The organism is Nocardioides sp. Root1257 (assembly GCF_001425175.1).
GTDB lineage: Bacteria > Actinomycetota > Actinomycetes > Propionibacteriales > Nocardioidaceae > Nocardioides.
On record NZ_LMDV01000011.1, the window covers coordinates 76,610 to 102,378 of the forward strand.

A 25,769-nucleotide genomic window follows, 5' to 3' on the forward strand; every position below is an offset into this window, starting at 1 on the left:
CTGTCGCGTCCGTGACCGTTCGACGTCCGTCCGGCTCGTCTGACTCAGCAAGGACCACCCCGGTCCCCGCTGAGACCTAGACCCCGGAAAGGGGACTGTCATGACCATCACCCTGCACCCGCCCTGGACAGACCCACCCAGCAGTCCTCACGGCCAGGACCGACCCGGGCCGATCGGGCGTCGCACCCGTCGCACCGGCGCGGCCGTCCTCGCGGTATCCGCCCTCGTGTTCGCTGGCCTCAACGTGACACCCGACGCTGAAGCAGCACCCACGACCCGGCCGTGGATGAAGGCGTCCTTGCCGCCGGACATCCGGGCCGAGCGTCTCCTGGTGGCGATGACGCTCGAGGAGAAGGTCGAGCTCATGACCGGCGACCAGGGCGAGGCGCCGTCCGCGTTCTACAACGGCCCGATCCCGCGCTTGGGCATCCCCGAGCTGCGGATGGCCGACGCCGGCGGTGGCGTCGCTTCCCGCGGTTGGGAGCTGCCCGGGACCGGCGATCACGCGACCGCCTTCCCAGCCGGCGTCAATCTCGGGGCGACGTGGAGTCCCAAGATCGCCCGTGCCTACGCCGCCGCAGTGGCGACGGAGACCAAGGCCACCGGGCACGCGATGCTCCTGGGGCCGGGGTCGGACATGGGACGCCAGCCGTTCTGGGGTCGCATCGGTGAAGGGATGAGCGAGGACCCCGTCCTGACGGCGTCCATCACGACGCCATACGTCCGAGAGGTTCAGAGCGACAACGTGATCGCGAACCTCAAGCACTACGCGGGCTACACCCAGGAGGTGGACCGAGGCGCCGGGCAGAACTCCCTCATCGACGAACGCGCTCTGCACGAGGTCTACACCTACCCGTACGCCGAGGCGATCCAGAAGGCGGACCTCGGCTCGACGATGTGCTCGTTCAACAAGATCAACGACGTCTATGCGTGCGAGAACGACGTCCTGCTCGACGAGGTGCTACGCCAAGAGCTGGGCTTCACGGGGTTCGTGATCACCGACTTCGGTGCCATCCACTCAACCGAGCCGTCGATTGAGGCCGGGACCGACATGGAGACCGGCACCGGCGACTCCTACGGCGCTGCTCTGCTCCAGGCGGTCCAGGACGGGCGCGTACCCGAGTCCCTGGTCGACCGGTCAGTGCGACGCATCCTGCGCACGATGTTCGCCATCGGAGTCTTCGACAACGACTACACGCCGACGTCGATCCCCGTCGCGAAGGACGGTGCCGTCGCGGCACACGTGCAGGACCAAGCCATCACGCTCCTGCAGAACAAGAAGAGCACCCTGCCCCTGCGTCAGAACCGGGTCGACTCGGTCGCCGTCATCGGCGGCGACGCCAACGTCCCAGCACTACTCGGCGGGTCGTTCGCGGTGAAGCCCACCTACCAGGTCAGCCTTCTTGACGCGCTCCGTCAGCGGGCAGCGCGAGCCGGAACGACAGTGCGCTACGCCCCCGGCAACGACCCCGTGAACGGGGCCTCGATGCTCGAGACAGCCGACATGACAGCAGTGCCCTCGACCGTGCTGACCCCCGAGACCGGATCCGGTACCGGCCTCACGGCCCGCCACTACGCCGACACCTCCTTCGGCGGCCAGAGCGTCACCCGGGTGGAGCACCAGGTCCTGTACGACACCGGGTTCACTGGCGGGCAACCTGCGTTTGCGACGCTCTACTCATCGCAGGTTCCTCCCGTCCCCGCGATCGGCAACCCCCTGGGGTCGGGCCAATCGGTGAAGTACACCGGATTCCTGACCGCCCCGAGCACCGGCACCTACCGACTCGGACTCACCGGTTGGGGTGACGGCAAGGTCTACCTCGACGATCAACTCCTGGTCGACATGACCGGGGCTGACGGCCGTCGAACCGTTGATGCCCCGGTCCAGCTCACCGCAGGGCAGCGGTACGCGATCCGGGTCGAGTACGCCGCAACCCGGCCCCTCGTGTCACTGCAGCCCGGAAGCGTGGTCCTGCAGTGGGCGCCGCCCACGGGTGCCCTCTCGCCGGGCATCAAGCAGGCCGTCGCAGCCGCGAGGGCTTCGGACGTCGCGGTGGTCTACGTGCGGACCTACGAGAGCGAGGAGCGCGACCGCGTGTCACTCAAGCTCCCGCAGAGCGCAGACCAGCTGATCTCGGCCGTCACCGCAGCCAACCCACGCACGATCGTGGTCCTGGCGACCGCTGGTGCCGTCACGATGCCATGGCTCAGCAAGGTGCCGGCCGTCGTGCAGAACTACATGGGCGGACAGGAGGAGGGCAACAGCCTTGCGCGCGTCCTCTTCGGAAACATCGCGCCCTCGGGTCACCTACCGATCAGCTACCCACGCAGCGAGGACGCGCTGCCGCCCGGCGTCCACAATCCCTGGGACACCAAGGGCAACCTGGACGTGGACTTCAGCGAAGGCGTCGACATCGGGTATCGGGGGTACATCGCCTCTAGGACCAAGCCGCTGTTCCCGTTCGGGTTCGGCCTGTCCTACACGACCTTCAAGTTCCAGCGGCTCGCGCTCACCGGCATTCCTGCCCGGGGCAACGGGGGAGCAGCACGAGCGACGGTCACGCTCCGCAATTCCGGGGCACGGGCCGGCACCGAGGTCGTGCAGGTGTACGGCGGCCCGCTACCCGGCCTCGACTCGCCGACACGCAAGCTCATCGGCTACGCCAAGGTCCACCTGGGCAAGAAGGAGCAGAAGACCGTGCGGATCAACCTTCCGCGACGAGTGCTGTCCTACTGGAACTCTGACGTCGACAGGTGGGTGACGCCCCGTGGACGGGTGAAGGTCTACGTCGGGGACTCCTCCTCGGATGTGCGCCTGAGCGGGGTGATCCGGATCAGGTGAGTGCAGGCCCTGCGGTCCCGGCCAGCACCCTCGCCGGGACCGCAGGCTCCGCTGGGTTCGCCCACCCCCTGGGATGACCGCGGCCGATCACGTGTCCGGCACACCTCGACTGGTGCTGGATCTCCTCGTAGGTCATGACGTATCGGCGGCAGTTCCTCGCGGCGGTTGCAACGACCGGATCCCGCCATGAGCGCGCGTTGCGAGGTCGCTGATACGCGGCGCAAAGACGCAGTCTGAAGCGCACTCGCAGCGCCGTGAGCGGGCGTTGACGGCTAGGGAAGGGTGCCGCGTGCTGGGTCGTGGACCTTGGCCCGCATAGAACTCGGTCCATGCCCTTGCGTTGGCCTGATTATCGCTCGCCACGCGCGCGTAGAACTCGGGATCCCCTTGAAGAATCGCAGGATCCGCGCGCATCTCTTGATGTGCGATCTCTAACAGGCGACCGACCGACGCTGTGCCCGCCATCCCGCTGTACGACCAGCCGTAGTGTTCCTCAGTTCCAGGAGGGAAGGCGCGTACATCCACTTCGCCTCGTGGATAGTGGATGGCGACGACAGTGAGCCGGTGTGACTCCAACACAACGCGGTGAGCATCCTCTTCGGCAATCTCGAAGCCCTCGGCGATCAGTGGCGACCACTTCTTCCGGACGAGCGCACCCAGCCCTTCGGTCATGACGCCATCGAATCATCTGCGCGTCAGGCGTGTTCACTCGTCGGCTACCAGAGCGTTCCCGGGTTGCGCGGACAAGGCGGCGGTACGACGCTCGGTTCTGCAGATCTCGGAACACCGAGGATTCGCCAGGCGCTGCAAGGACGTACTTGCCGGTTGCTGTCAGGGCGGTCGTCCGTCGGCACTCTCGCGGCTGCCAGGCAACTGAGCGTTCGAAAAGAACCGGTTGCACGTCGTGACGTGTGGCCGCTGGGTTGGAACGATTTCTGGTTCCATTCGCCTATGAGAGACAGCACTCGGCGCAAGTTAAGGATTTCAGCCTCGCTGCCTAGACTGCGACGGGCGTTGAGCGATCCAACGCTGTCCCCGCGGGACAGAGCCTTGATTGAACGCCGGATCGCCGAACTTGAGAAGCGTGAGAGGCGCCGTCGCCGCCTGGGCCGTGGGCCAACGTCCGGTCAGCAGACTCGAGTCAGCTGGTTACCAGCGCCATATCGAGTGACTCGCGCTGAGAGTGCAGACCGCCGGGTGCGCGCCTATCGAGTGACCTTGGCTTCGCGGTATGAGCGGACTGGCCACCCCCGCCAAATGAGCCCGTACGTGTCGTTCTACCTCAGCGACTATGACGACAAGGTGCTGCAGCGCTTTCAAGAGAGCCTCTTGCGGCTGGCCGAGTACTCAGGCCTGCGTCAGACGCGAGTCGCAGACGAACGGCGTGGATCTATTTGGCGACTTTTCAGAGGAAATGTTGAGAAGGCGGCAGATTCAGAGTTGGTGCGCAAGAAGGCCGCGGAAATCGACGCCGCCGTTAGCCTCGCACTAATCGGGAAGGCGCAGGCCGAGGTCGACGCTATCAACGCCGCAAGCATGCAGACCCTTATTGAGGGATTGAAGGATTCTGACGCCGGTTGCATCCAGGTCGGCGGCAATCTCGTCGTCAAGTTCCTGCCACCGGGTGCGGCCACTCCAGTTGTCCTAGCCCGGCGTCTGACCGTGCTCGAGCAGAGAGCACTCGAGGAGAACCCTGGCATCACGGCGGACCCGAGCGCGGCATTCGCAATGCTTGCGGTCGCTGTAAAGATGATGAACGGAGATGCGCCGGCGATCGACTAGTTCAGCGCGCCCCATGGCCGGCGAACATATACGAACTCCGATCGGCCGCTCGAAAGGGCACGCGAGTCGAAGAACGCCGCGTCCGGGAGGCGGCGGAAGGACGCGCTTGCGAGCCCCACCCCATCTACGGTGTCCGCATGGACGACGGGTGGAACACCCTCGCAGGTGCCGGTTTCGCTCTAGCTGCGATCTCGCTGAGTTGGCAGCTCTGGTTCGCGGTTCGAGTAGACCGGGCACGCCTCAAAGTTCGTGCTAGGGAGATGCAGATCTACTCCCAAGGCACGCCGCCCCTTGATGTAGTGGCAATGACGGTGACGAATGCGGGTCGGCGCGCAACCGTTCTACAGTCAGTGCATCTGACGCTTGGCAAGCACACCATGCTGGATCGATTATGGTCCGCGCGCATCCGACCCAAGCGTTGGAGAGGAACCAAGTCGATCCTGCCGTTCGCGAGTAACGAACTCTCGCAGTTGAACGCTGCAGCAGCCCTGCCAAAACGACTCGAGCCCGGCGATGAGGTAACGGTCTACCTTCAGACCGGACACGTCCGACAGGCGCTTCACGATGCGCGAATGAACCGCTTCCATGCCCTCGCAAGTTCGTCTACCGCCGGTTCAAAAGCGTCGCGGTCAGTCCGAATGGCCGCCGATGCGCGACGTAGCCAGGCGGCGGAGTGACGCACGAGCGGCGTCCTCGCTGGATGTCAACGTCCGCGGACAATCTCGTAGATCACACGATGCTGCGGGGTTTGGCCGGAGTTGTTGGCGTCGGATGACTTCGAACCTCGTGCCGCAAAGTTTCGGATGGCCTAGGGTCGACCGGTGGTCGTAGGGAATGACACTTCAGCCGCCGGATCGATGCTCGGCTACTTGGCGCAGGTTGAATACGCACTCGCGCGCGGAGTCGATTGCCTACTCGCCGGCGAGGTCAACATGGCGTTGTCGGTGGAGCTCGAAGACGACTTCTCGCTTAAGCCGGGGGATCATTCAACCTCGGAGTGGTGGCAGACTAAGCACTCGGTTGACCCCACGAGAACGCTCTCAGACTCCGATGTCGAGTTCTGGAAGGCCTTGAGTGCTTGGCTCCGCCACCGTCGGCCTCAACAACCGACCAAGTGCTTCTTCCTGACGACGGCGAAACCTGCGGACGGGACATCGTACGTTCATCTCGGAGCGACAGATCGTGACGAGAAGAAGGCCGTCGCGCTTCTCGACAGTGCGCTCGAAAAAACCAAGTCTGAGAAGTTGATGGAGCACGCCACTGATTGGGCGAAACTCACCAAGAGCGGACGGGCTGCGTTTCTGACGAACGTCGAGGTGATCCACTCGGCGCCGCAGGCGGACCAGCTCGATGAGCTGCTCGCCAAAAAGCTACGTCCGTTCTTCGGGCCGAAATATGCGGCGGCGGGGGCCGCGGCTCTCCGCGGCTGGTGGGGTCGACGAGTGCGCGAGCATCTCATCGGCTTCTGGAGGGGAAATGCCGAGGGCATCGATCTCCTCGAACTGGAGGCGACGATCAACGGAACTCGCGATCGCATGCGCGAAGACGACCTGCCAGTTCTCTACGACCTGGCAGAGCTGCCCGTATCGGGCGACGAGGCGACCTTCGTCAAGCAGCTCCGGATGATCGCCCTGCACGACCAACGCATCGCCATCGCCATCCAAGATCACAACCGCGCGTTCTTCAATCGATCGTTCTGGCAGCGCGAGTCCCTGCTACGCGTTGGCGAGCTAGGCACCTATGACGAGCGATTGAAGACTGCTTGGAAACGGCACTTTCTGCCGGAGGCGGACGGCTCCGGCTCGGAAGCAGAGACCAGCGTGGATGACGCGCGTGCGCGATACCTAAGACTCGAGGCAAGCACCCTGCCTCGAATCCGTGGGGGCGTCAGTGACGAATTCATCGCGACGGGTTCGCTCCACATACTCGCCGACCGACTCGAGGTTGGGTGGCACCCGGAATGGGTCGACCGGCTGCGAGCCCTGCTGGTAGACGAGCCATCCTCTGAAAGTGAGGATGTCGCGTGACCGTGACAGCGGACGAGATTCCGTCGGGGGTGAGGACCACTGAGGAGTTCGCGCTTTTCAATCCTGCGTTCTTGGGATACATGATCAATCGGGCTGCGTATGGATGGGAGAAGACTCAAAGGCGCGGGATGCCAGTGGCCCTCGCCTACCTTGTGCTCCCAGTTGTGTTGCACGGCCCGACCCGGAGAGCTCTACCCTCGACTACTCGTACGAATCTTCTGGTCTGGATGCAGGACCACCCATCGCTCGTCGGCGCGTTCCCAAGCCACGCAGTCAGTCTTAAGCCGCGTGTCTCAGACGCGATTTCTCTCGCGTGTTCGACTGGCCTGGTCGTCGCGCAGGGAGGCCTTCTTATTCGCGGATCTGCACGCAGGATGCCGCAAGGAGTCTCCGAGGAGGTGCGCGAGTGCTTCGCACGGGTCGAGTGGCTGGCGCGCTGGTTCGCCCAGACCTCACCGGCGATGTCGCTGTTCACCTATTGGGGAGTGAAGCCGTAGATGCAGATCCTTGAAATCGCCCTTTACAGCAACGACGGTGAGAAGCGATCCATCCTCCTCCGTCCCGGCGAACTAAACGTCATAACGGGAGCATCGTTAAAGGGAAAGTCGAGCTTGATAGGGATCATCCGCTACCTCTTGGGATCGGGGTCACCGCATGCGCCAGCGCTGATCCGCAAGGCCGTGGACTGGTATGGCCTTCTCGCGGAGATTGACGGACAAAGGTTCTTCATCGGTCGTCCTCGCGTGGGGGCGAACCAGACGACTAACCAGGCGATGTTGCTTCCCGATGCGGATGAAACGCCCCGGGCCGCCGACCTGGGTGTAAACACAACCTCGGAAGCGGTGCGCACGTTTCTCGGTGAACTCCTCGGTATCGAAGCGAACGAGAACGTGCCGGATACGACGCAATCCAGAAGACCGCTTGCGGCAACCTTTGTCCACTCCCTCTACTACTGCTTTCTGGAGCAGGGTGAGATCGCCAATCCCCGAAGCCTGTTCCATCGACAGTCTCGCGACTGGCAGCCCCAGACCATCCGAGACACCCTCCCGTACTTCATGGGTGCGCAGGGGCGCCGAGAGATGGAGCTTCGAGACGAGATCCGACGTCTGCGCCGGCAAGTCCGGGATTTAGAGAGGCAGGTCGGCGAGCTGACCGCCTTCCGTCAGCAGGAGGAGCGAGTAGCCGGCGCGCTGGTGGCCCAAGCGCGCGACTACGGCCTACTGGACACGAACCCACAACCGGGCTCCAGCATCGTTGAACAACTCCGCCTGGCCGTGTCGATTGACACTCCCAGCACGCCGACTCCGGTGAGCGCGCCGGAGGACGAGTATGAACGCCTTATCGACGAATCGGCCCGCCTCCGCGAGGCGATCAGAGAGCGCGCGGCTCAGATCCGCGGGCTAGAACGCTTCGCCGAGGTCAACGTCGGCTATGAGATCGAATCTACTGAGCAGAATTCTCGGCTACTTTCCTTGGGTCTCTTGCCAACGGGCGCCGCTCACAACTGCCCTGTCTGTGGGCACGACGCAAGCGATCAAGCTGATGAGATGAAGTCCCAGCTGACTGAGGCGCTTGAGGTTTCTGAGCAACGGGTGAGTTCGGCGGCTCGCGACAAGCAGCGCATTCAGAAGGCGATCTCCGAGCTGGAGTCCGGCCTTGATGGAGACCGACTTGCCTACGAGCAGAGCCTTGAGGCAATCCGGACAATCGACTCTCTGCGGGCGACAGAGTCGACCCGTGCACGCCGACTTGAAATGCGTAGTTACGTCGCCGGACGGATCTCGTTGTTCCTTGAGACGCGAGACGTCGCGCAAGACATGGACATCGACGTTCTGCGCGGTCAGATACGCGCGTTGAAGGCAAGGATCACCGATCTGGAGGAGCAGGTCGACGGCGACGCGGTCCGTTCGCGGACGGTTGCCCTGATGACGCAGGTTTCCCGCCGAATGGCGGAGTTGGCCCGCACCTTGGGTCTGGAGCACGCGGACACCGGTGTTCGACTCGATCCTCAGCGGCTCACGGTGGTGGCAGACCTCCCGTCTGGGCCCGCCTACATGAGCGAAAACGAGATCGGCAGCGGCATGAACTGGGTGGGTTACCACCTAACTGCCTACCTCGCACTTCAGGAGTACTTCATCGATCACCAGCGCCCCGTTCCATCGTTCATCGTCTTTGATCAGCCGACCCAGGTTTTCTTCCCCGAGGAGACGCCCCGCGACACGGAGATCGGCGACTTGGAGGTCGGTGATCAGGACCGAGCGCGGCAACTGTTCAGGCTCATGCGCGATGTGGTCGAGGAGGCAAACGGACGTCTCCAGGTCATCGTGCTTGATCACGCTGACTTTTCGGATGACTGGTTCCGAGAGGCGGTCGTGGAGCGTTGGCGCGGCAGCGAGGCGCTCGTTCCCGCCCATTGGCTGTCAGACGTCCGAGACGAGCCCGAAGACGAGCTCGATCTGAGTGACACGGACGACAACTGAGCAGTTCGTATCGCGAAACGCCTGCGTCATTCTGGGCGGGATGGGCTACGGCTGTCTGGACTCCGAGGTCATAGAGAGCAGCAGTCCGAAGAGCGCGGACTCGTTGAGGATTGGCACCCCGTACGTCCGGGCCTTTGCTGCTTTCCCGCTTTGACTGTCGGGGTCTGCGGCGACGAGAAGGCGAGTCCGTTTCGTCAGTCCGCCCGCGGCGAGTCCTCGTTCCGCGATCATCGATTCGATCGTTTCGCGTGGGTAGGTCATCTGTCCCGTCAGGCATATTTGGTCGCCCGGTTGGAGCTGGAAGGCCGCGGCAACCGGGCGGCTCGCTGCTGCCTTGGCAGCGTCCAGAGAGATCGCCACTTCGTCCCTGCTGAGTCCGAGGAGGCGAGCGACAATCTCCAGGTCAGCGAGCTCGGCCTTGGTGACGACGCCGTCCTCGAGGGCGACCGCGGACATCGAGGTCAGGTAATCGCGGTGGATGGAGTCGAGTCGGGTTCTGTCGAGACCGAAGTGGTTCGCTGTCTCGATGAGTGCCTCCTCCTCGTGAGCAGAGAGGTAGCGGTCGAGGAGCGCTGACTCGAGGACTTCCAGGTAGGAGTCGACCCGGGAGTCGGAGTGTCGGGGCATGCCCGCGACGATCCGGTCGAGCCAGAACTTCTCACGCACGGGCGCGTTGCCGGATCTGACTACGAACTCGGGCATCGCCGCCGAGTCGCACACCGGCCAGCCGTAGCCGCGGGACTCGTTGACCAGAGTGGACCACGGCGGCGGGGCGTACGTGGCGGCCATGACGTGTCCCAAGAGTGCGGCAACTGCTCGCGCGTCAGCAAGAGCTTCGTGCTCGCCGGCGACGTCGAGGCGGGCGGCCCGGCAGCAGTCGCTGAGTTTGCGGGACGACGAACGCACGTAGCGCCCGGCCAGCTCCATGGTGCACAGCGCAGGGATGTCCGGACCGGTCCAGGAGTAGCCGCACCGGGCAAGCTCGACCCTGAGGAAGCGGGCGTCGAAGGGTGCGTTGTGGGCGACCACCGTGCGGCCCGCGACCGACTGCAGGAGGAGGGGAGCGAGGTCGGCGAAGGTCGGATCCTTCAAGACCTCACGGGCGGAGATCCCGTGGATGCTGGTCGGGCCGACGTCACGACCCGGGTTGACCAAGGTGGACCACTCGCCCTCGACCTTGCCGTCGTCGTCGACGAACACGACGCCCACTTCCAAGACCCGGTCGTGCCGGGTCGGGAAGAGGCCGGTGGTCTCGAAGTCGATGCACGTGTATCCCGACATCAGCTACCCCCTCTGCTCGCGGGACGCTAGCGGGACCTAGAGCGAGGCGCCGGCAAACGACGGATCCCTGGGGAGGGCGCTCGCCATCCAGATGCGAGTTACGGGCGAGAAACGGTGCGGCTTTCGGTGAGCGGGCGGGAGCCGCCGGGAGGTCGCGGGTCGGGTCGGGATGACAAAGGTGCAGGTCAGAGCATGTTTCGACCATGAAATTTGTTGCCCAGCCTTGCTGGGGTTTGCTGCGAACCGAAATGAGAAGGTCGTCAGTTCGATTCTGATAGGCGACTCCACGAAAAGGCCCCGCCCTGCAAAGACAGGCGAGGGACGTGCACGTTATCCGGCGTTTACGTCGGGGCCCGTAGCCATTGGTGTAGCCATGCGCGCGTCGACGCTGCTGCCCAGCTCCCATAGCCGGCGCGGGCGGCGGATCACCGGCCGGTGGTCGCTGGCAAGAAGTCGATATGCGCAAACGCCTCGCCGACGAGACCACCGGCGACACCACGCACCGCGTTTGCGACGACGGCCTGCTCTTGAGTCGCCGCTCGTCGGCTGACGGGTGCACATGTGGACGCTACCGGCACTCCGGTCGCGACATCTCCGAACGAGGAGCCAGTCAGGCGGCGGCTCCATGGAGCGGGATCTGGCTCCGCCGCGCGTCGTGACCGTCCGACTCGGCTCCTCATGGCGCTGGGTCGGGCTCGCATTCGCCGGCAACTGACGACAAATGCGCCGCAGCTCCCAGGGGCCTGGCCAGCGACGCCCGTCGGTCGGACTGGGCTCGAGATGAAGGCCGCCGCAGTCGCAAAGGCGCCACGCCCGCGCCCATAGCCATGAGCCTCATCGCGGCGGAACGACCGAATCCGTCACGTACCAGTACGCCGACCTGATCCGGCGCGGGCGACGAGATTTCGATCAGTTGGGCCTTCGGTCGACGAGCGGGTCATTCGATCCATTCGCAGGCGCCCGAATCCAACGGACTCCTTCGGGACGCTAGCCCCATCCGCTCCAGAGGCGCCTCCTCGTACGGGTTAATCCACAGATTCGTGTCTGGGCGAGGCAAGGTTCAGCGCTCGCGGCGTAGAGAGGAGACGCGAGACCACCAGGCAGCAGCAGACGCTGCTGGGCAAGAGCAGGCCATCGCTCAGATCGATCAATTGGATCGAGCAGGGTGATCGCACTGACAACTGAAATCGGCCTCGACGGGTGTTAGCGCACCCGCCAAGGCCTAGGACCTGCGTGCAACGGAGGCACGAAGACCCATGGATCGATCATGCAACATATCCCCGCCGTTGGCACCCGGGCGTGGGGTGAGAGGCGGCGAGGTTTCTGAAGCTGAAGATTGCGCCGTTGCCTGTGCCTTGGACATCGTCCCGTGGGCCGTCAGATCGCCGGCCCGACGTGGGCGGATCACGCTTTGCGCTGCGATCGCTCGAGCGCAGATCGCTCAAGCGGAGCTGTCTCGCGCCACGTCTGCGGCGAACCTCGAGTTCGAACGAGATCGCACGGCGACTACCGATACCGAGCGTCTGATCAGTCGGCATCTGTCGTTGGCAAGCGAGATGGGCGTGAGGGTAATCAGCGTGCCGTGGCCCGATGACTGTCTTCGCGGTATGTACCTGGACGACGTAGGACTCATCGCGCTGAACGCAGGTCTGAGGGCGTTCCAGGTGGTGGAGACTTTGGGCCATGAGCTTGTCCACGCCGCGTACCGCGATCGCGCGTCGACCGTGTGGACGGAGAGTCGGGCCGAGGCCGCAAGTGCGATGCTCTGTCTCGATCTTGCGGCGATTCGACGACGGAGAACTGATACGTCGAGCGCAGGGGTGCTGTGGACCGCTCCCGGAACGCTGGACCATCAGACATCGGCGATCAGCGAGCTCGTTTGCCAGATAGTCGAAGGGTGGTGACGTCCGCGGGGCTGCGCACCATCCCCATTCGATGCGCCGGGTTTCACATAGAATTCCCATAGATCGGCTGCGAATCTGCCGTCAACAAGCCATTCGCATAGGCCGCCTCAACCCGGCCCGGCACAGCCCGACACGGGTCGACAGGAGCCCAGAGATGACAAACGCACAGGTCAGAAGGATGTTCGGCGTCCTGACCTGCGCGTTCGCGGCGGTGCCCCAGGTAGGAGTCGAACCTACGACCTTTCGCTTAGGAGGCGGCTGCTCGATGCGTCGCGCGGTGAGCACCTGGGTCGCGTTGCCGCCACGGCGGGCGCCGCGTCCGTCGGTGCTCGAACTTCTACGGCCTATGGCCTGCGCAGCGTGATGGGTGCCGCCGCCCCGGCATTCGGCTCGAGCCTGGTGCGCGATGGCTGGCCCGCCGCACCGAAGTACCGCAGTTTCGCGGCCCGAGCGAGCGCTCGCCTGCGATGCCAAGCCCTACTGCGGAGCGGGCGGCTTCGCCATGTCTGTGCGCCTGGCGCCTGACCCGGCGTACGCTGCCCGGGCGGGGTCGACCTGCCGACCGAAGGAGCTCAGCCGTGGCCACCAACAGCAACATCGAGTGGACGGAGGTGACCTGGAATCCGGTTACGGGGTGCGATCGTGTCGCTTCCGGCTGCGACAACTGCTACGCGCTGGCACTCGCCAAGCGGCTGAAGGCCATGGGTGCCGAGAAGTACCAGAACGACGGCGACCCCCGGACGTCTGGCCCCGGATTCGGAGTCACCATCCACCCCGCTTCACTGAGCCAACCACGCGGGTGGAAGAGCCCCAAGGTGGTTTTCGTCAACTCTATGAGCGACCTCTTCCACGCGAAGGTTCCGATGTCATTCGTGCGCGACGTCTTCGACGTGATGCGCGAGACCCCGCAGCACACGTACCAGGTGCTCACCAAGAGAGCGAGCCGCCTTGCGAAGGTCGCAGATCAACTCGAGTGGCCGGAAAACGTCTGGATGGGCGTCTCCGTTGAGTCGTTCGACGCCGTCGACCGCATCGACCACCTACGGGCCACACCGGCGGCCGTCCGGTTCCTGTCCTGCGAGCCGCTCCTGTCAGCGCTCCCCGGGCTCGACTTCGACGGCATCGACTGGGTGATCGCAGGCGGAGAGTCGGGACCGAACGCTCGTCCGATGGATCCCCGTTGGGTGACCGACATCCGCGACCAGTGTGAGCAGGCGGGCGTCGCGTTCTTCTTCAAGCAGTGGGGCGGTCGTACGCCGAAGGCGAACGGTCGTGACCTCGAGGGACGCACGTGGGATGAGATGCCCGTAACGGTCAGGGTTTAGGCGGGAACACCACGAGCGTGCCGTCTGGGTACTGGCACGCCCGTTTCTGGTTTGGTCCACCCGAGATGAGGCCGTCGCGCTGCATCGGGGCGAGCGTCTCGCGCTTCACCTGACCGCTGTAGAACGGCGTTTCTTCGATCGTGAACTTCAGGATGTCGTCGATCGAGACCGTGCTTCCCGCGAACCTCTGCAGGAGTGCCGCCTTCAGGGGCTCGGTGTCGCGCTGGTCGGCGAACAGTACGTCTTGGTCGGCGAATCGGTCCTCGAACCTGTAGTCGCCGTCGGGTGCGAGCCTCCACATCGTGCTCTTCATACGGTCGAACGCCGTGAGGTTCCTGGTGCAGAAGAACATGTAGTTGCCAACCCGGCCGCCGCGGTTGACCATCGCGAAGCTCTGTACGTACGCGAAGTCGCAGACGCTGCGAAGTTGCTCCTCGTAGAGGTCATGCAGGAACCGCGGCCTGGCCGGATCGCCTGCGGGCGGTGCGTCCTTAAACCTGTCCGTCCCGAAGAGGGCCCCGAAGTGCTTGTCGACGTTGCCGGCCGTAGCGAACCGGCTCACTGAGTTGAAGTCGAAGTAGATGAACAGCTCGCAGGCGTCGTAGCTCAGGAGGCGCTTGATGAGGTCGAGGGGGACGTCCTTGTAGCCGAAGGGATCGACGAACGCGAACGTTGGTGCGAGCGTTGCGCCGGCGAGGCCTTCGAGGAGGTTCTCTGCCAGGCCGGGAAAGCTCTCGTTCCGATGATGGACCCGAACGTTGGACGGCCATGCGCCACCAGGTTGGGCCCGCTCGAGCTCGATCAGGGTGTCTGCCAGAGAGACGTACCGGTCGTCGTCGCGCTCGTTAAACACGAACACGAACTCGGTGTTGCCCCATCTCGAGAAGTGGTCGTGATGCAGCAGCCGGTTGATGGTGAGAACAGGAGATCCGGGCTCGCCCGACTCATACACACCGGGGCCGGCGAATCCGTCGAAGACGATCACCCGAGCGTGACGGGGGCTCGATCCCAAGATTCCGAACCAGGCTCCCAGGTAGCCGGTCAGGAGGTCATGCTTGGCCTTCGTGTGCGGCTCCTGCGGCCACACGGTGGGTAGGCTGTCTCCGCGACCCGACATTCGTGATCACCCCGTAGTCCCGTGAGCAGTCTTGGTGTCGGGATCCTGCCGCAGATGGCGTCTCCCTGGCAGGGAATCGCGCATTCCCACGCTGTGAGCGCCGACGATCGGCGTTGGGCGGCGACGCGCTGTCCGATGTGAGCGCGATCCGTCCCGGAATCCGCCGAAAACGTTCCGACCCCCCGGATCGGAGGGACGACTCAGGCGTGGATTGCAGTTCTTTTGTTGCCCCGTGAGCACCGGTTGTCCCTAGTGCTCGGCGAGCTTTCCCACTGAGTCGCGCAGGGCGTCCTCGCCGGCGCGGACGTAGTGATTGAGGACGGTCGTGAGTTTGTCGCCGAGGTACTGAGCGACGACTTCCCACGACTCGCCGAGCTCCTCGTGGAACCACTTGGTCGCAGCGTGGTGCCGGAGGTTTCGGTAGACGATCGTCTGGGGCCATGCGTTGTCGGGATCGTTCTGCTCGACCCATCGACGAACGCGGTGCCAGCGCTCGTTGTGCATCTCGGGCTTCACCGGCAGGCCAGTGACGGAGTCGACGAAGAGCCAGTGCTCGTCCTCGGGTGAGACGGGGTAATTCCACCAGGCGAGACTTCGGTCCCGATCCAGAGCCGCCAGTGAAGCTCGGCGTTGCCGCTCGGTCTCCTGTGCGTTGACGACCTGCTGGAGTGATGCCGTCCTGGGCAGGTCGAGCAGCTCCTTGACGCGGGGGAGTAGCTCGTCGTGCATGAGCGACTTGGGAAGCGGAACCTCGTGGATGCTGTGGTTCTTCACCGGTCCGCGAAAGCCCGCCTGTCCTCGCGGAGTGGTCCATGATCCGTTGACGTGGACGTAGCCGCGGTCGAAGAAGACGTCGATCACGCGTAGGCCGTTCTGCTCGCCGAGGCGGAGACCGCCGAAGCCAGCGACGCGGATCTTGGTTCCGAACAGGGGGAGGCGGGTCATAAGTGGGTCGGTGCCATCGTGGCCGCACAGCTCGTCCGCGGCATCCGCCATCGCTCGTACTTGCCGTGTCTCCGGGCGCAACCGAGGATCGACATAGTGGGCGGTCGCTCCGTGGAGGACGGTGGAGCGTCCGATCTCCAGACCGTCGAGCGGGTCGACACTTCGTTCGAGCCAGCCAAGGCGCCAAGCGAGCTTGCGCATAGCTGCGAGCTGACCACGCAGGTCTTCGCGCCCGCGATTGGAGAAGATCGTCTTCGATCCTTTGCCCATGACCTGGCGACTGTGCTCGACGCGCCACCTCGCAACAGGTACTTCACCGATGGTGGGCAGGATGTGAGCGTTCAATCTTGATTGGCGCTGCTCCATGGTGCGTGGCTGCTTCCCGCGTTCGACGCTGTCCTTGAGGTACTCCTCGCCGAGCATGCGGATGGTGCGGGCGGCGCGGACATCGGCGCGAGCTGGTGTCTCCCTCTCGGTGTCCAGCGCTGCCTCTGCCTGCTGGAAGATCCTGCGCGCCTCGCTCTCAGAGTTCGCTCGGCGCAGCACCCGCCTCCAGGGCTCGCCGTCGCCGGCGGGTGCGCGGAACATCACCTGATACTTCGTGCCGCCTGCTTCTGGGGCATAGAGCCTCACCCGCCATGGCCGCGCACTGCCACCGAGGGTGCGCGGCTTGCCCTGCGCGAGCAGCGTTGGCTTCTTGCGAGTCGGCACCCGCGTCCCTCCTAGGCTGGACCGTGGAGCCGGCGTCAGGCTCCCGAGAAGAACGTTCGTGTATCACTTTCGTGTATCACAAGGTCAGAAATGATACACGTGCCACTCGTGAGGAGTCATGGGAGATGGCCAACCGCCTAGCCACTGCGACCAGCCCGTACTTGCTCCAGCACGCGGAGAATCCGGTGGATTGGTGGGAATGGGGGCCGGAAGCCTTCGCCGAGGCTAAGCGCCGTGATACACCAGTTTTGCTCTCAGTTGGCTACTCGGCCTGTCACTGGTGCCACGTGATGGCGCACGAGTCGTTCGAGGACGAGGCGACCGCGGCCTACCTCAACGAGCACTTCGTCAGCATCAAGGTCGACCGCGAGGAGCGGCCGGACGTCGACGCGGTCTACATGCAGGCGACCACGTCGATGACCGGGCACGGCGGCTGGCCGATGACCTGCGTGCTCGACCACGACGGCAACCCGTTCTTCGCGGGCACCTACTTCCCGGACCGGCCACGCAACGGGCAGCCGTCGTTCCGCCAGGTGCTGGAGGCGCTGAGCGACGCGTGGACCAACCGTGCCGACGAGGTCGCCCGCGTGGCCGAGACGCTGCGCGAGCACCTCTCCTCCTCGGGCGGCGTCCGGGGGGAGACGACCCAGGAGTGGCCCGAGCTGCTCGAGCGCGCCGTGATCACGCTGGCCCGCGAGTTCGACCAGGAGTCGGCGGGCTTCGGTCGAGCGCCGAAGTTCCCGCCGTCGATGGTGCTCGAGCTCCTGTCGCGGATCGCCGGCGACCCGGGGACGCCGACGGAGGCGCGCAGGATGCTGGACGCGACCCTCGGCGCGATGGCGCGTGGGGGGATCCACGACCAGCTCGCCGGCGGGTTCGCGCGCTACAGCGTCGACCGCGACTGGGTGGTCCCGCACTTCGAGAAGATGCTCTACGACAACGCCCTGCTGCTCCGGGTGTACGCCGGGTGGGGGACCGCCCAGGGTGCCGAGGTCGCCGAGGGCATCGCAGACTTCCTGCTCGGCGAGCTGCGCACGCCGGAGGGCGGGTTCGCGTCCGCTCTCGACGCCGACTCCGAGGGCGCCGAGGGCACCTACTACGTCTGGACCCCGCAGCAGCTGGTCGACGTCCTGGGTCCGGACGACGGCGCCTGGGCGGCCGATCTGCTGTCGGTCACCGAGACCGGGACGTTCGAGCACGGCGCCTCGACGCTGCAGCTGCTCGCGGATCCCGACGACCTGAAGCGCTGGTACCGGGTCCAGCGGCTCCTTCGGTCCGCCCGCGACCGCCGGGAGCGTCCGGCCCGTGACGACAAGGTCGTCGCGGCCTGGAACGGGCTGGCGATCAGCGGCCTGTGCCGCGCGGGGCGGCTGCTCGGCCGACGTACCTATGTCAAGGACGCCGTGGTGGTCGGCCACCTGCTCTGGCGGGTGCACGTGGTCGACGGCCGGCTGCGGCGGGTCTCGCGGGACGGCGTCGTGGGCGCACCCGCCGGGGTGCTCGAGGACCACGGCTGCGTCGCCGCCGCCTTCCTCGACCTCCTGGAGGCGACCGGCGACCCGGTGTGGCTGGAGCGCGCCGAGGTGCTGCTCGACGCCGCGCTGACGCGCTTCGCGGCCGAGGGCGGTGGCTTCTACGACACGGCCGACGACGCCGAGGCGCTGGTCGCCCGGCCGCGCGACCCCTCGGACAACGCCTCGCCCTCCGGGCTCTCCTCGCTGCTGCACGCGCTGACGGCGTACGCCGCGCTGACGGGCTCGGGCCGGCACCGCGACGCCGCGGAGGCGGCCCTCGACACGGTGGCGGTGCTCGCCGAGCAGGCGCCGCGGTTCGCGGGGTGGTCGCTGGCCGCCGCGCAGGCGATGCTCGACGGTCCGGTGGAGGTGGCGATCGTCGGTGAGCCGACCGCCGAGCGGGACGAGCTGGAGCGTCGCGCGCGCCGGCACCCCGGCGCGGTGGTGGTCGTCGTGGACCAGCCGACCGACGACATCCCGCTGCTCGTCGGCCGGACCGCGGTGGACGATCGCCCGACGGCGTACGTGTGCCGGGGCTTCGTCTGCGAGCGTCCAGTCACGTCGGTGACGGACCTCGAGGTGGCCCTGTCGCGATGACCGTGACAGCACTACTGTGACCGTCATGACCCAGGCACCTGCTCGCCCGCAGTCGGGCTCCACGTTCGAGTCGTTGAACCCCGCGACCGGCGAGGTCGTCGGCACCCATCCGGTGCAGACCGAGGAGGAGGTGCGCGCGGCGGTCACGCGCGCCCGCCAGGAGGCCGCCTGGTGGGCCGGGCTGAGCTTCGGCGAGCGCAAGGCGCACCTCAACGCGTGGAAGACGCTGATGACCCAGCGCCTGCCGGAGCTGGCCGACCTGGTCAGCCGCGAGATGGGCAAGCCGGCCTCCGACGCGATGCTCGAGGCCGGGCTCGCCGTCGACCACATCGCCTGGGCCGCGGGCAACGCCAAGAAGGTGCTCGGTCGTCGCAAGGTCTCCTCGGGCCTGCTGATGGTCAACCAGTCCGCGTCGGTGGCGTTCAAGCCGCTCGGCGTCGTCGGCGTCATCGGTCCGTGGAACTACCCAGTCTTCACGCCGATGGGCTCGATCGCCTACGCGCTCGCGGCCGGGAACGCGGTCGTCTTCAAGCCGAGCGAGTACACGCCCGGTGTCGGCGGCTGGCTGGTGCAGACGTTCCAGGAGGCCGTCGGCCGGCCGGTGCTCCAGCTCATCACCGGCCTCGGCGAGACCGGCTCGTTCCTGTGCCGCGCCGGCGTCGACAAGCTCGCCTTCACCGGCTCCACGGCGACCGGCAAGAAGGTGATGGCCGCGTGCGCCGAGACCCTGACCCCGGTCGTGATCGAGGCCGGCGGCAAGGACTCCGTGATCGTGGACGCCGACGCGGACGTCGACGCCGCCGCGGACGCCGCGCTGTGGGGTGCGTGCGCCAACGCCGGCCAGACCTGCATCGGCGTCGAGCGGGTCTACGTGCACGAGAAGGTGTACGACGAGTTCGTCTCCTCGATCACCGCGAAGGCGGCCGGGCTCGAGGCCGTCGCCGGCGGCAAGATCGGGCCGATCACGATGCCGAGCCAGGTCGGCGTGATCCGCAGCCACGTGCAGGACGCGATCGACCGCGGCGGCCGGGCGGTCCTCGGCGGCGTCGACGCCGTGGGTGACCGGTTCGTGCAGCCGACCATCCTGGTCGACGTACCCGAGGACTCGCTGGCGGTGCAGGAGGAGACCTTCGGGCCGACCCTGACCATCGCCAAGGTCGCGACGATGGACGAGGCGATCGAGAAGACCAACGCGACCCGCTACGGGCTCGGCAACACGGTCTTCAGCAAGGCCAACGGCATGGCGATCGCCGAGCGGGTCCGCTCGGGGATGTCCGCGGTCAACGGCGTGATCACCTTCGCCGGCATCCCCAGCCTGCCCTTCGGCGGCGTCGGTGACTCCGGCTTCGGCCGCATCCACGGCCCCGAGGGGCTCAAGGAGTTCACCTACGCCAAGGCGATCGCGCGCCAGAAGTTCAAGCCGATGATCAACCTGACCAGCTTCGAGCGCACCGAGAAGGCCGACAAGCAGCTCGCCCAGGTCCTCGGCCTGCTGCACGGTCGCGGCAAGAAGTAGCGCTTCCGCCGTTCTCCTCCGGGGCCGGCGGTCCCGCCGTACGCTGTGCGTCCGATGTGCGGCCCGGACGGGCATGCCGACGTACGAGGAGTGCCGTTGTCCGGGTCTGTGGTGTCGCCTTGCGCCGTTCTGCGAGCAGTCGTGCTCCTCCTCGTTTCGGGTGTCCTTGCGGCTGTCCCGGCGGCAGCTGACGCCACCGCTGACGGGTACACCTCGTGGACGTCACGCGAGGACGCGGCCGTGCCCGGGACGGGCATGACCTACTCGTGGTCGGTGGACGACGGTCTGCAGGGCTGGGCCAACTGGTCCACGGAAATGGGTGGACCCACCTACCTCAACATCGGCACCGCGGGCGACTACCTCGAGCGCACGATGGACGTCGAGCTGTCTCCACCTGCGGGCGAGATCCTCCGGGCTGGGGTGACCTTCCCCGTGATCGTCGGTCGTGGCAAGCCGCCGGCCGGGAGCGGTCGGGTGTCACCGCTGCGCGAGGGCACGGTCTGCGGAACTGGCCGTGACCAGATGGCCGCAGATGCGCGCCAGTCGGAGGTCGCCATCGGAACGGTCCACATCATCGAGCTCGTCAGCGACGAACACGCTGTACTGACTCGATTCGCGGCGACCTATGAGCTGAGCTGCCAGGCACTTGGCGGCCAGGCTGGTCTTGAGGGCAGCATCGCCTTCAATGCAACCGCGCCCCTGGCCGCGCTACCCGACGAGCCTGCGGCACCTGGGCCGATCACAGAGTTGGCGGTCGCGAACGTCGGTCCGCAGAACGGCGACCAGACCACCACGACCCTGACCTGGCAGAATCCGTCGGGTTTCGGTGACGTCGTCATCGACATGGTGCAGTCCGAGCATCCGGAGAAGTTGCCTGCGCTCGTCGGGACAGACTTCTACGGGATGTACCGCGGTCGGGCGAATCGGTACGTCGCGCGCGCGGTCGAGACCGGTGACACGCGCGTCTACCGGGTCGTGGCTCGTGGATCGTCGGGCCGCCTGGGTCCGCCGACCTTCGTGACCGTCCAAGGCAGCCGCCTCGACATCAAGGACTGGCTGAGCCAGAAGGTCACTCTCGGTGAGCCGATCGAGTTCTCTGGCCGGCTCCGTCTTGCGTGGGACTACGTCGACCCGCGCGACGCGATGAAGGGCCCGGGCCTGGCCGGGCGGCTGCTGATCCTGTGCAGCCAGTCGAGCGTGCACTATGTCGACCAGGACTGCTCGCCCGTTGACAGGGTGCGGACCGGGCGTGATGGACGGTTCTCCCTGTCGACGACTCCCGTGGAGAACAGCCTCTACAAGATCGTCGTGCCGGCGACGGATCGGATGGTCGGCAACGTGTCGCAGGTCACGGCGAACGCGCTGGTCGCGCCGGTGACAGACCTGACGGCTCCCGAGTCGGAGTCAGTCGCGCCGTCGCCGTCCGCCCGCACCAGTGCTCGGGCCTCCGTGCGTCGCGGATCGGTCGTCCACTTCTCGACCGTGCGTGCGCCGGCGGGTTCGCGGGGAGTGGTCCTGCTCCAGCGGTATGACGGCAACGCGTGGCGCACGGTCCTGACCAAGCATTTCGACACCCGCCGCACCGGAGCCCGAAGGCTTGCCATCCCGTACCGCGAGTGGCGCGGCGGGCGGCACGCGTACCGTGTGGTGAAGCTTGCCGACAAGCGCCACATCAACGGCCACAGCCGCACGGTGCAGGTCAGGGTGCGCTGACGACACGTCGGGGTAGTCCCTGACGGAATGGTCGGCTGCCGGGCCGGCGGTGAGCCGTTCCGTCAGGGACTACCCCGCCACCAGGCGATCGCCCAGCTCGGAGCGCAGGTAGAGGACCGAGCGGCCGTGGCGGGCGGAGGTGAGCAGGCCGCCGTGCAGCAGGGCCCGCAGGTGCTGGTTGACGGCGGTCGGCGTCACGCCGAGGCGTACGGCGAGCTCGGTCGACGACGCCGGTGACTCGAGCAGGACGAGGAGCCGCGAGCGGGCGGCTCCGATCAGACCCACCAACGCGTCAGGGGTCTCCGGGCGCTCCGTCTCCCAGAGTGTGCCGACGCCGCGCGCGCCGTACATCACGACCGGCGGTTCGTCCGGCGAGATCGGTGCGGAGGCGTTGCGGGTGAAGAGGGTCGGCACCAGGGTCAGCCCCTCGCCGGCGGTGGACCGGCGGAAGTGGGCGTCGCTGCTCATGTGCACCTGGAGCACGTTGCCGACCAGCCTGATCCGGGTCGGCGAGAGGTCGGCGAACATCGCGGTGATCCCGGACCGGGCGATCAACCGGCCGCGGTGCACGACGTCGGCCTCGAGGATGGTCTGCATCCGCGGCCACCACGGCTCGAAGCAGGTGGTCCAGTAGTCCGCGAGCGCGCGCTGGATCCGGCCGAGGACGCGGGCCGGCCGTCCGGTCAGCACCGCCGGCCGGGTGGCCGGGTCGGGGTGGACCTCCGCGATGTCCTCCCGGAGCACGCTCGCGGGTACGTCGGCGAGGGCGTCGAGCTGGTCGGCGAAGCTCGTGAGCGGCGAGAAGGGCCGGGGGGTCAGGAAGTCCGGGGTCCACAGCTCCCGGTTCGTCAGCGCCAGGATCATCTCGGTGTCGAGGTCGCGCCGCGCGTCCTCGGTCATCTGGAGCCACGGCAGGTGCAGGGGATAGCGCCCCGGGTCGCGCCAGGTGCGCAGCGAGAGGGTCAGCTCGTTGATCGGGGAGATCGCGAAGCGCACCTCGCCGAGATCGGCGCCCGCGAGCTCGTACTCGATCATGAAGCACAACGCTACATCGTTCGCGCGCGCCCGCGAGCCGTGACAGAACTGTCGAGTGCTCGATCGCCTCCACCGCCTGCTGCTGCCGTCCGACCCCGTCCAGCGGGCGCTCACCCTGGCGACGATCACGGCCTCGCTCTCGACGGGCCTCTTCTACAGCATCAGCGCGCTCTACTTCACCCGGGTCATCGGGCTGGCCGCGACCACGGTCGGCCTCGGCCTGACCGTGGCGGGCGCCGTCGGGGTCGCCGCGTCGTTCCTCGGCGGGTACGCCGCCGACCGGGTCGGCGCCGACCGGCTCCAGCTGGTCGCCAACGGGATCCAGGGCGTCGCGCTGCTGGCGTACGTCTTCGCCACCGACGCCCTCGCCTTCACCCTGATCGCCTGCGTCGCGGTCGGCAGCCGGAGCCTGCAGGGCTCGGCCAAGGCGACGCTCCAGGCGCGCTGGTTCCTGGGCGCCGAGCGCGTCGAGATCCGGGCCCGGCTCCGGGTCGTCACCAACGTCTTCATCGGCCTCGGGACGGTGCTGGCCGGCATCGCGCTGCTGGTCGACACGGGTGCGGCGTACCGCACCACGATGGTCCTGGTCGGCCTCTTCACGGCCGCCGCCACGGTTCCGCTCGCGGGCCTGCGGCGGGTGCCCGGGTTCGCGGCCGGCATGGACGTCCACCTCGACCCCGACCGGGAGCGCGGCCCGTCCCCGCTACGCGACCGGACCTACCTCGCGAGCGCCGCGCTCAACTCCGTGATCGCCATGCAGTTCAGCATGACGAGCGTCGGCGTGCCGCTCTGGATCGTCACCCGCACCGAGGCGCCGGCCGTGGTGATCTCGCTGCTGCTCGTGCTCAACACGGTGCTCGTCGCGCTCTTCCAGGTCCGCGCGGCGCGCGGCACCCACGACGTCCTCGTCGCCGGGCGGACCGTACGCCGCGGCAGCCTGCTCCTGGCCACCGCGTGCCTGCTGTACGCCGCCGCGGGCAGCGTCGGCACGGTCGTCGCCGTGGTGGTGCTCGTCGGTGCCGAGCTGCTCAGCACCTGGGCGGAGATCTGGTGCGAGGCGGGCGGTTGGGGCCTGGCGTTCGAGCTCGCGGACCCGCGCAGCGCGGGCGCCTACCAGGGCCTGACCCAGACCGGCTACTCGCTCGCCGCGATGGTCGCGCCGGCCCTGGTCACGGCGACCGCGGTCGACCACGGCTGGCCGGGCTGGTTCTTCCTGGCCGTGCTCTTCGCCGCGTCCGGCACGGCGGTCGGCGTCGTCGCGGGACGCGCCGCCCGCCGTACCGTCGCGGTCGAGCTGGTCGCCTGACGTCAGGCGATGGTGAACCGTCCGACCTCGGTGCGGAGGTCCTGGGCCATCCGGGCCAGCTCCGCGATCGCGGAGAGGGTCTGACCGACCGCGTTCGTCGTGCTGTCCGCGGCGCTCGCGACCGTCGAGATGTTGGTGGCGATCTCGTCGGAGCCGGTCGAGGCCTCCGCGACGTTGCGCGACATCTCGTTGGTGGTCGCGGTCTGCTCCTCGACCGCCGATGCGATGGTGAGCTGGTAGTCGTTGATCGAGCCGATGATCGTGGCGATCTGGCTCATCGCGTCGACGGCGCCGCCGGTGTCGCCCTGGATCGCCTCGACCCGGCGGGCGATGTCCTCGGTGGCTCGCGCGGTCTCCTGGGCGAGCTCCTTGACCTCGGTGGCGACGACGGCGAAGCCCTTGCCGGCCTCGCCGGCACGCGCCGCCTCGATCGTGGCGTTGAGGGCCAGCAGGTTGGTCTGCTCGGCGATCGAGGTGATCACCTTGACCACGTCGCCGATCTCCTGGCTCGACGTGCCGAGGCGGGAGACGGACTCGTTGGTGTGCTCGACGATGCCGACGGCCTCGGTCGCCACCCGGGCGGCCTCGTTGGCCGAGCCGGCGATCTCGCGGATCGAGGCACCCATCTGCTCGGCACCGGCGGCGACGGTCTGCACGTTGCGCGAGACCTCGTCGGCGGCGCTGGAGACGACCGTCGCCTGGGCGGAGGTCTCCTCGGCGCCCGCCGCGATCTGGTGCGAGGACGCCGACAGCTGCTCGGACGCAGCCGCCACGGCCTCGGCCGAGCCGGCGACGGTGGCGACGATCGCGCTGACGGAGTCGATCGTCTGGTTGAAGGCCACCTCCAGGTCGCCGGCCTCGCCGGAGGACCTCTCCTCGAGCCGGTAGGTGAGGTCGCCGGCGGCGAAGCGCTGCAGGGCGTCGACCGAGCCCTTGAGCGGGCGGACCAGGCTGCGGGTGATCGCCCACGCCAGCCCACCCGCGATCGCCAGGCCGAGGAGGGCGACGAGCAGCACCTCGCCGCGCATCCCGTGGGCCGTGTCGAGCAGGCCGTCCGAGGCCGCGGTCGCGTCGCCGGAGAGGGAGTCGACGAGGTCGCCGAGGACGGTGTCCATCTTCTCGTTGGCCTGCTGGATCTGCTCCGCCCGGGACCGCTGGGCGTCCTGGTCGGCGACGGCGGCATCGACGAACTGGGCGATCGCGGTCGTGTAGCCCTGGAAGGCGCCCTCGAGGTCGTCGATGCTGGCGAGGTCGTCGGGGTCGAGTGGCAGCTTCCGCAGCGTGGCGATCAGGTCGGCGACCTGCTGGGTGTCGTCGGCGACGTCGGCCTGCGCGGAGGTCGGGTCGTCCAGGGTGACGGCCTTGAAGCCGTCGACCTTCAGCTCGCTCGAGCGGGTGTCGAGCTGCTGCACGAGCGACCGGGCGTCGTCGTGGGTGCGGGTGCGCTCGGCGTCGTGCGACACCGCGCCGGCACCGACCCACGCGACGAGCGCGACCAGCACGGCGGACCCGAGTCCGATGCAGGTGATGACGGTGATCCGGCGACCGACCGTCCAGCGGATGTTCTTCATGGCGGGCTCTCTCCTCGACAGGGCGACACCCGCCCGAGAGGTGCTGTGCACGAGAGATCGGACACACCGGGGCCCGCCTGAGGGATCCGGCCCGGTGGTCTAG

At 67.0% G+C, this 25,769-nt stretch carries 17 protein-coding genes and 1 tRNA gene; 11 read left to right on the top strand and 7 right to left on the bottom strand.

All coding sequences use genetic code 11. The features are described from left to right. Positions 1–100 precede the first annotated feature (100 nt). On the top strand, positions 101–2,842 hold the full coding sequence (locus ASC77_RS20880; protein ID WP_082575143.1) for a beta-glucosidase: 2,742 nt from the start codon (positions 101–103) through the stop codon (positions 2,840–2,842). 132 nt (positions 2,843–2,974) lie between these two features. On the opposite strand, the gene ASC77_RS26825 is transcribed toward ASC77_RS20880, so the two are convergent. Further along, complete coding sequence (locus tag ASC77_RS26825; RefSeq protein ID WP_156391215.1) at positions 2,975–3,514, bottom strand: hypothetical protein; 540 nt, start codon at positions 3,512–3,514, stop codon at positions 2,975–2,977. A 597-nt stretch (positions 3,515–4,111) separates the two neighbouring features. Between ASC77_RS26825 and ASC77_RS20885 the strand changes: the two genes are divergently transcribed. The 5 genes from ASC77_RS20885 to ASC77_RS20895 all read left to right on the top strand — a co-directional run bounded on the left by ASC77_RS20885 (position 4,112) and on the right by ASC77_RS20895 (position 9,131). After that, positions 4,112–4,624, top strand: coding sequence for a hypothetical protein (locus tag ASC77_RS20885; protein WP_156391216.1), 513 nt, complete (start codon positions 4,112–4,114; stop codon positions 4,622–4,624). Positions 4,625–4,761: 137 nt separating this feature from the next. Continuing rightward, positions 4,762–5,301, top strand: coding sequence for a hypothetical protein (locus tag ASC77_RS26830; protein WP_156391217.1), 540 nt, complete (start codon positions 4,762–4,764; stop codon positions 5,299–5,301). Between the two features lie 180 nt (positions 5,302–5,481). Then, positions 5,482–6,651 (top strand): ABC-three component system protein, encoded by a 1,170-nt coding sequence (locus ASC77_RS20890; RefSeq protein ID WP_056157392.1) that lies wholly within the window; start codon positions 5,482–5,484, stop codon positions 6,649–6,651. Positions 6,652–6,680: 29 nt separating this feature from the next. Continuing rightward, positions 6,681–7,148, top strand: coding sequence for a three component ABC system middle component (locus ASC77_RS27630; protein WP_268788440.1), 468 nt, complete (start codon positions 6,681–6,683; stop codon positions 7,146–7,148). Continuing rightward, positions 7,149–9,131, top strand: a complete 1,983-nt coding sequence (locus ASC77_RS20895; RefSeq protein WP_056157394.1) for a DUF3732 domain-containing protein — start codon at positions 7,149–7,151, stop codon at positions 9,129–9,131. 45 nt (positions 9,132–9,176) lie between these two features. Here the strand turns inward: ASC77_RS20895 and ASC77_RS20900 are convergent, their stop codons facing one another. Continuing rightward, positions 9,177–10,412 carry an exonuclease domain-containing protein gene (locus ASC77_RS20900; RefSeq protein WP_056157396.1) on the bottom strand — a complete coding sequence of 412 codons (1,236 nt, stop codon included), beginning with the start codon at positions 10,410–10,412 and terminating at the stop codon, positions 9,177–9,179. A 2,116-nt stretch (positions 10,413–12,528) separates the two neighbouring features. Further along, positions 12,529–12,606, bottom strand: a tRNA-Arg gene (locus ASC77_RS20910). Between the two features lie 288 nt (positions 12,607–12,894). Between ASC77_RS20910 and ASC77_RS20915 the strand changes: the two genes are divergently transcribed. Further along, a complete protein-coding gene (locus ASC77_RS20915) occupies positions 12,895–13,641 on the top strand; it encodes a DUF5131 family protein (RefSeq protein ID WP_056157400.1) in 747 nt (248 codons plus the stop codon). On the opposite strand, the gene ASC77_RS20920 is transcribed toward ASC77_RS20915, so the two are convergent. Both ASC77_RS20920 and ASC77_RS20925 read right to left on the bottom strand, forming a co-directional pair. Then, a complete protein-coding gene (locus tag ASC77_RS20920; protein ID WP_056157402.1) occupies positions 13,631–14,758 on the bottom strand; it encodes a three-Cys-motif partner protein TcmP in 1,128 nt (375 codons plus the stop codon). The two genes, ASC77_RS20915 and ASC77_RS20920, sit on opposite strands and share 11 nt — an antisense overlap. 249 nt (positions 14,759–15,007) lie before the next feature. Beyond that, positions 15,008–16,414, bottom strand: a complete 1,407-nt coding sequence (locus tag ASC77_RS20925) for a tyrosine-type recombinase/integrase (RefSeq protein ID WP_056157404.1) — start codon at positions 16,412–16,414, stop codon at positions 15,008–15,010. Positions 16,415–16,539: 125 nt separating this feature from the next. Here ASC77_RS20925 and ASC77_RS20930 point away from each other — a divergent pair, with 125 nt between their 5' ends. From ASC77_RS20930 to ASC77_RS20940, 3 genes are all read left to right on the top strand, one after another. After that, positions 16,540–18,525 carry a thioredoxin domain-containing protein gene (locus tag ASC77_RS20930; RefSeq protein WP_056157405.1) on the top strand — a complete coding sequence of 662 codons (1,986 nt, stop codon included), beginning with the start codon at positions 16,540–16,542 and terminating at the stop codon, positions 18,523–18,525. A 25-nt stretch (positions 18,526–18,550) separates the two neighbouring features. Beyond that, positions 18,551–20,041 carry an aldehyde dehydrogenase family protein gene (locus ASC77_RS20935; protein ID WP_056157778.1) on the top strand — a complete coding sequence of 497 codons (1,491 nt, stop codon included), beginning with the start codon at positions 18,551–18,553 and terminating at the stop codon, positions 20,039–20,041. A 240-nt stretch (positions 20,042–20,281) separates the two neighbouring features. Next, positions 20,282–21,754, top strand: coding sequence for a hypothetical protein (locus ASC77_RS20940; protein WP_156391218.1), 1,473 nt, complete (start codon positions 20,282–20,284; stop codon positions 21,752–21,754). A 69-nt stretch (positions 21,755–21,823) separates the two neighbouring features. Here ASC77_RS20940 and ASC77_RS20945 read toward each other — a convergent pair whose 3' ends face one another. After that, positions 21,824–22,789: an ArsR/SmtB family transcription factor gene (locus ASC77_RS20945; protein ID WP_056157410.1), complete on the bottom strand. Its 966-nt coding sequence runs from the start codon at positions 22,787–22,789 to the stop codon at positions 21,824–21,826. Between the two features lie 55 nt (positions 22,790–22,844). On the opposite strand from ASC77_RS20945, the gene ASC77_RS20950 reads away from it, so the two are divergent. Continuing rightward, positions 22,845–24,095 carry an MFS transporter gene (locus ASC77_RS20950; RefSeq protein WP_056157413.1) on the top strand — a complete coding sequence of 417 codons (1,251 nt, stop codon included), beginning with the start codon at positions 22,845–22,847 and terminating at the stop codon, positions 24,093–24,095. Positions 24,096–24,097: 2 nt separating this feature from the next. On the opposite strand, the gene ASC77_RS20955 is transcribed toward ASC77_RS20950, so the two are convergent. After that, complete coding sequence (locus ASC77_RS20955; RefSeq protein ID WP_056157415.1) at positions 24,098–25,666, bottom strand: methyl-accepting chemotaxis protein; 1,569 nt, start codon at positions 25,664–25,666, stop codon at positions 24,098–24,100. Positions 25,667–25,769: the final 103 nt, after the last annotated feature.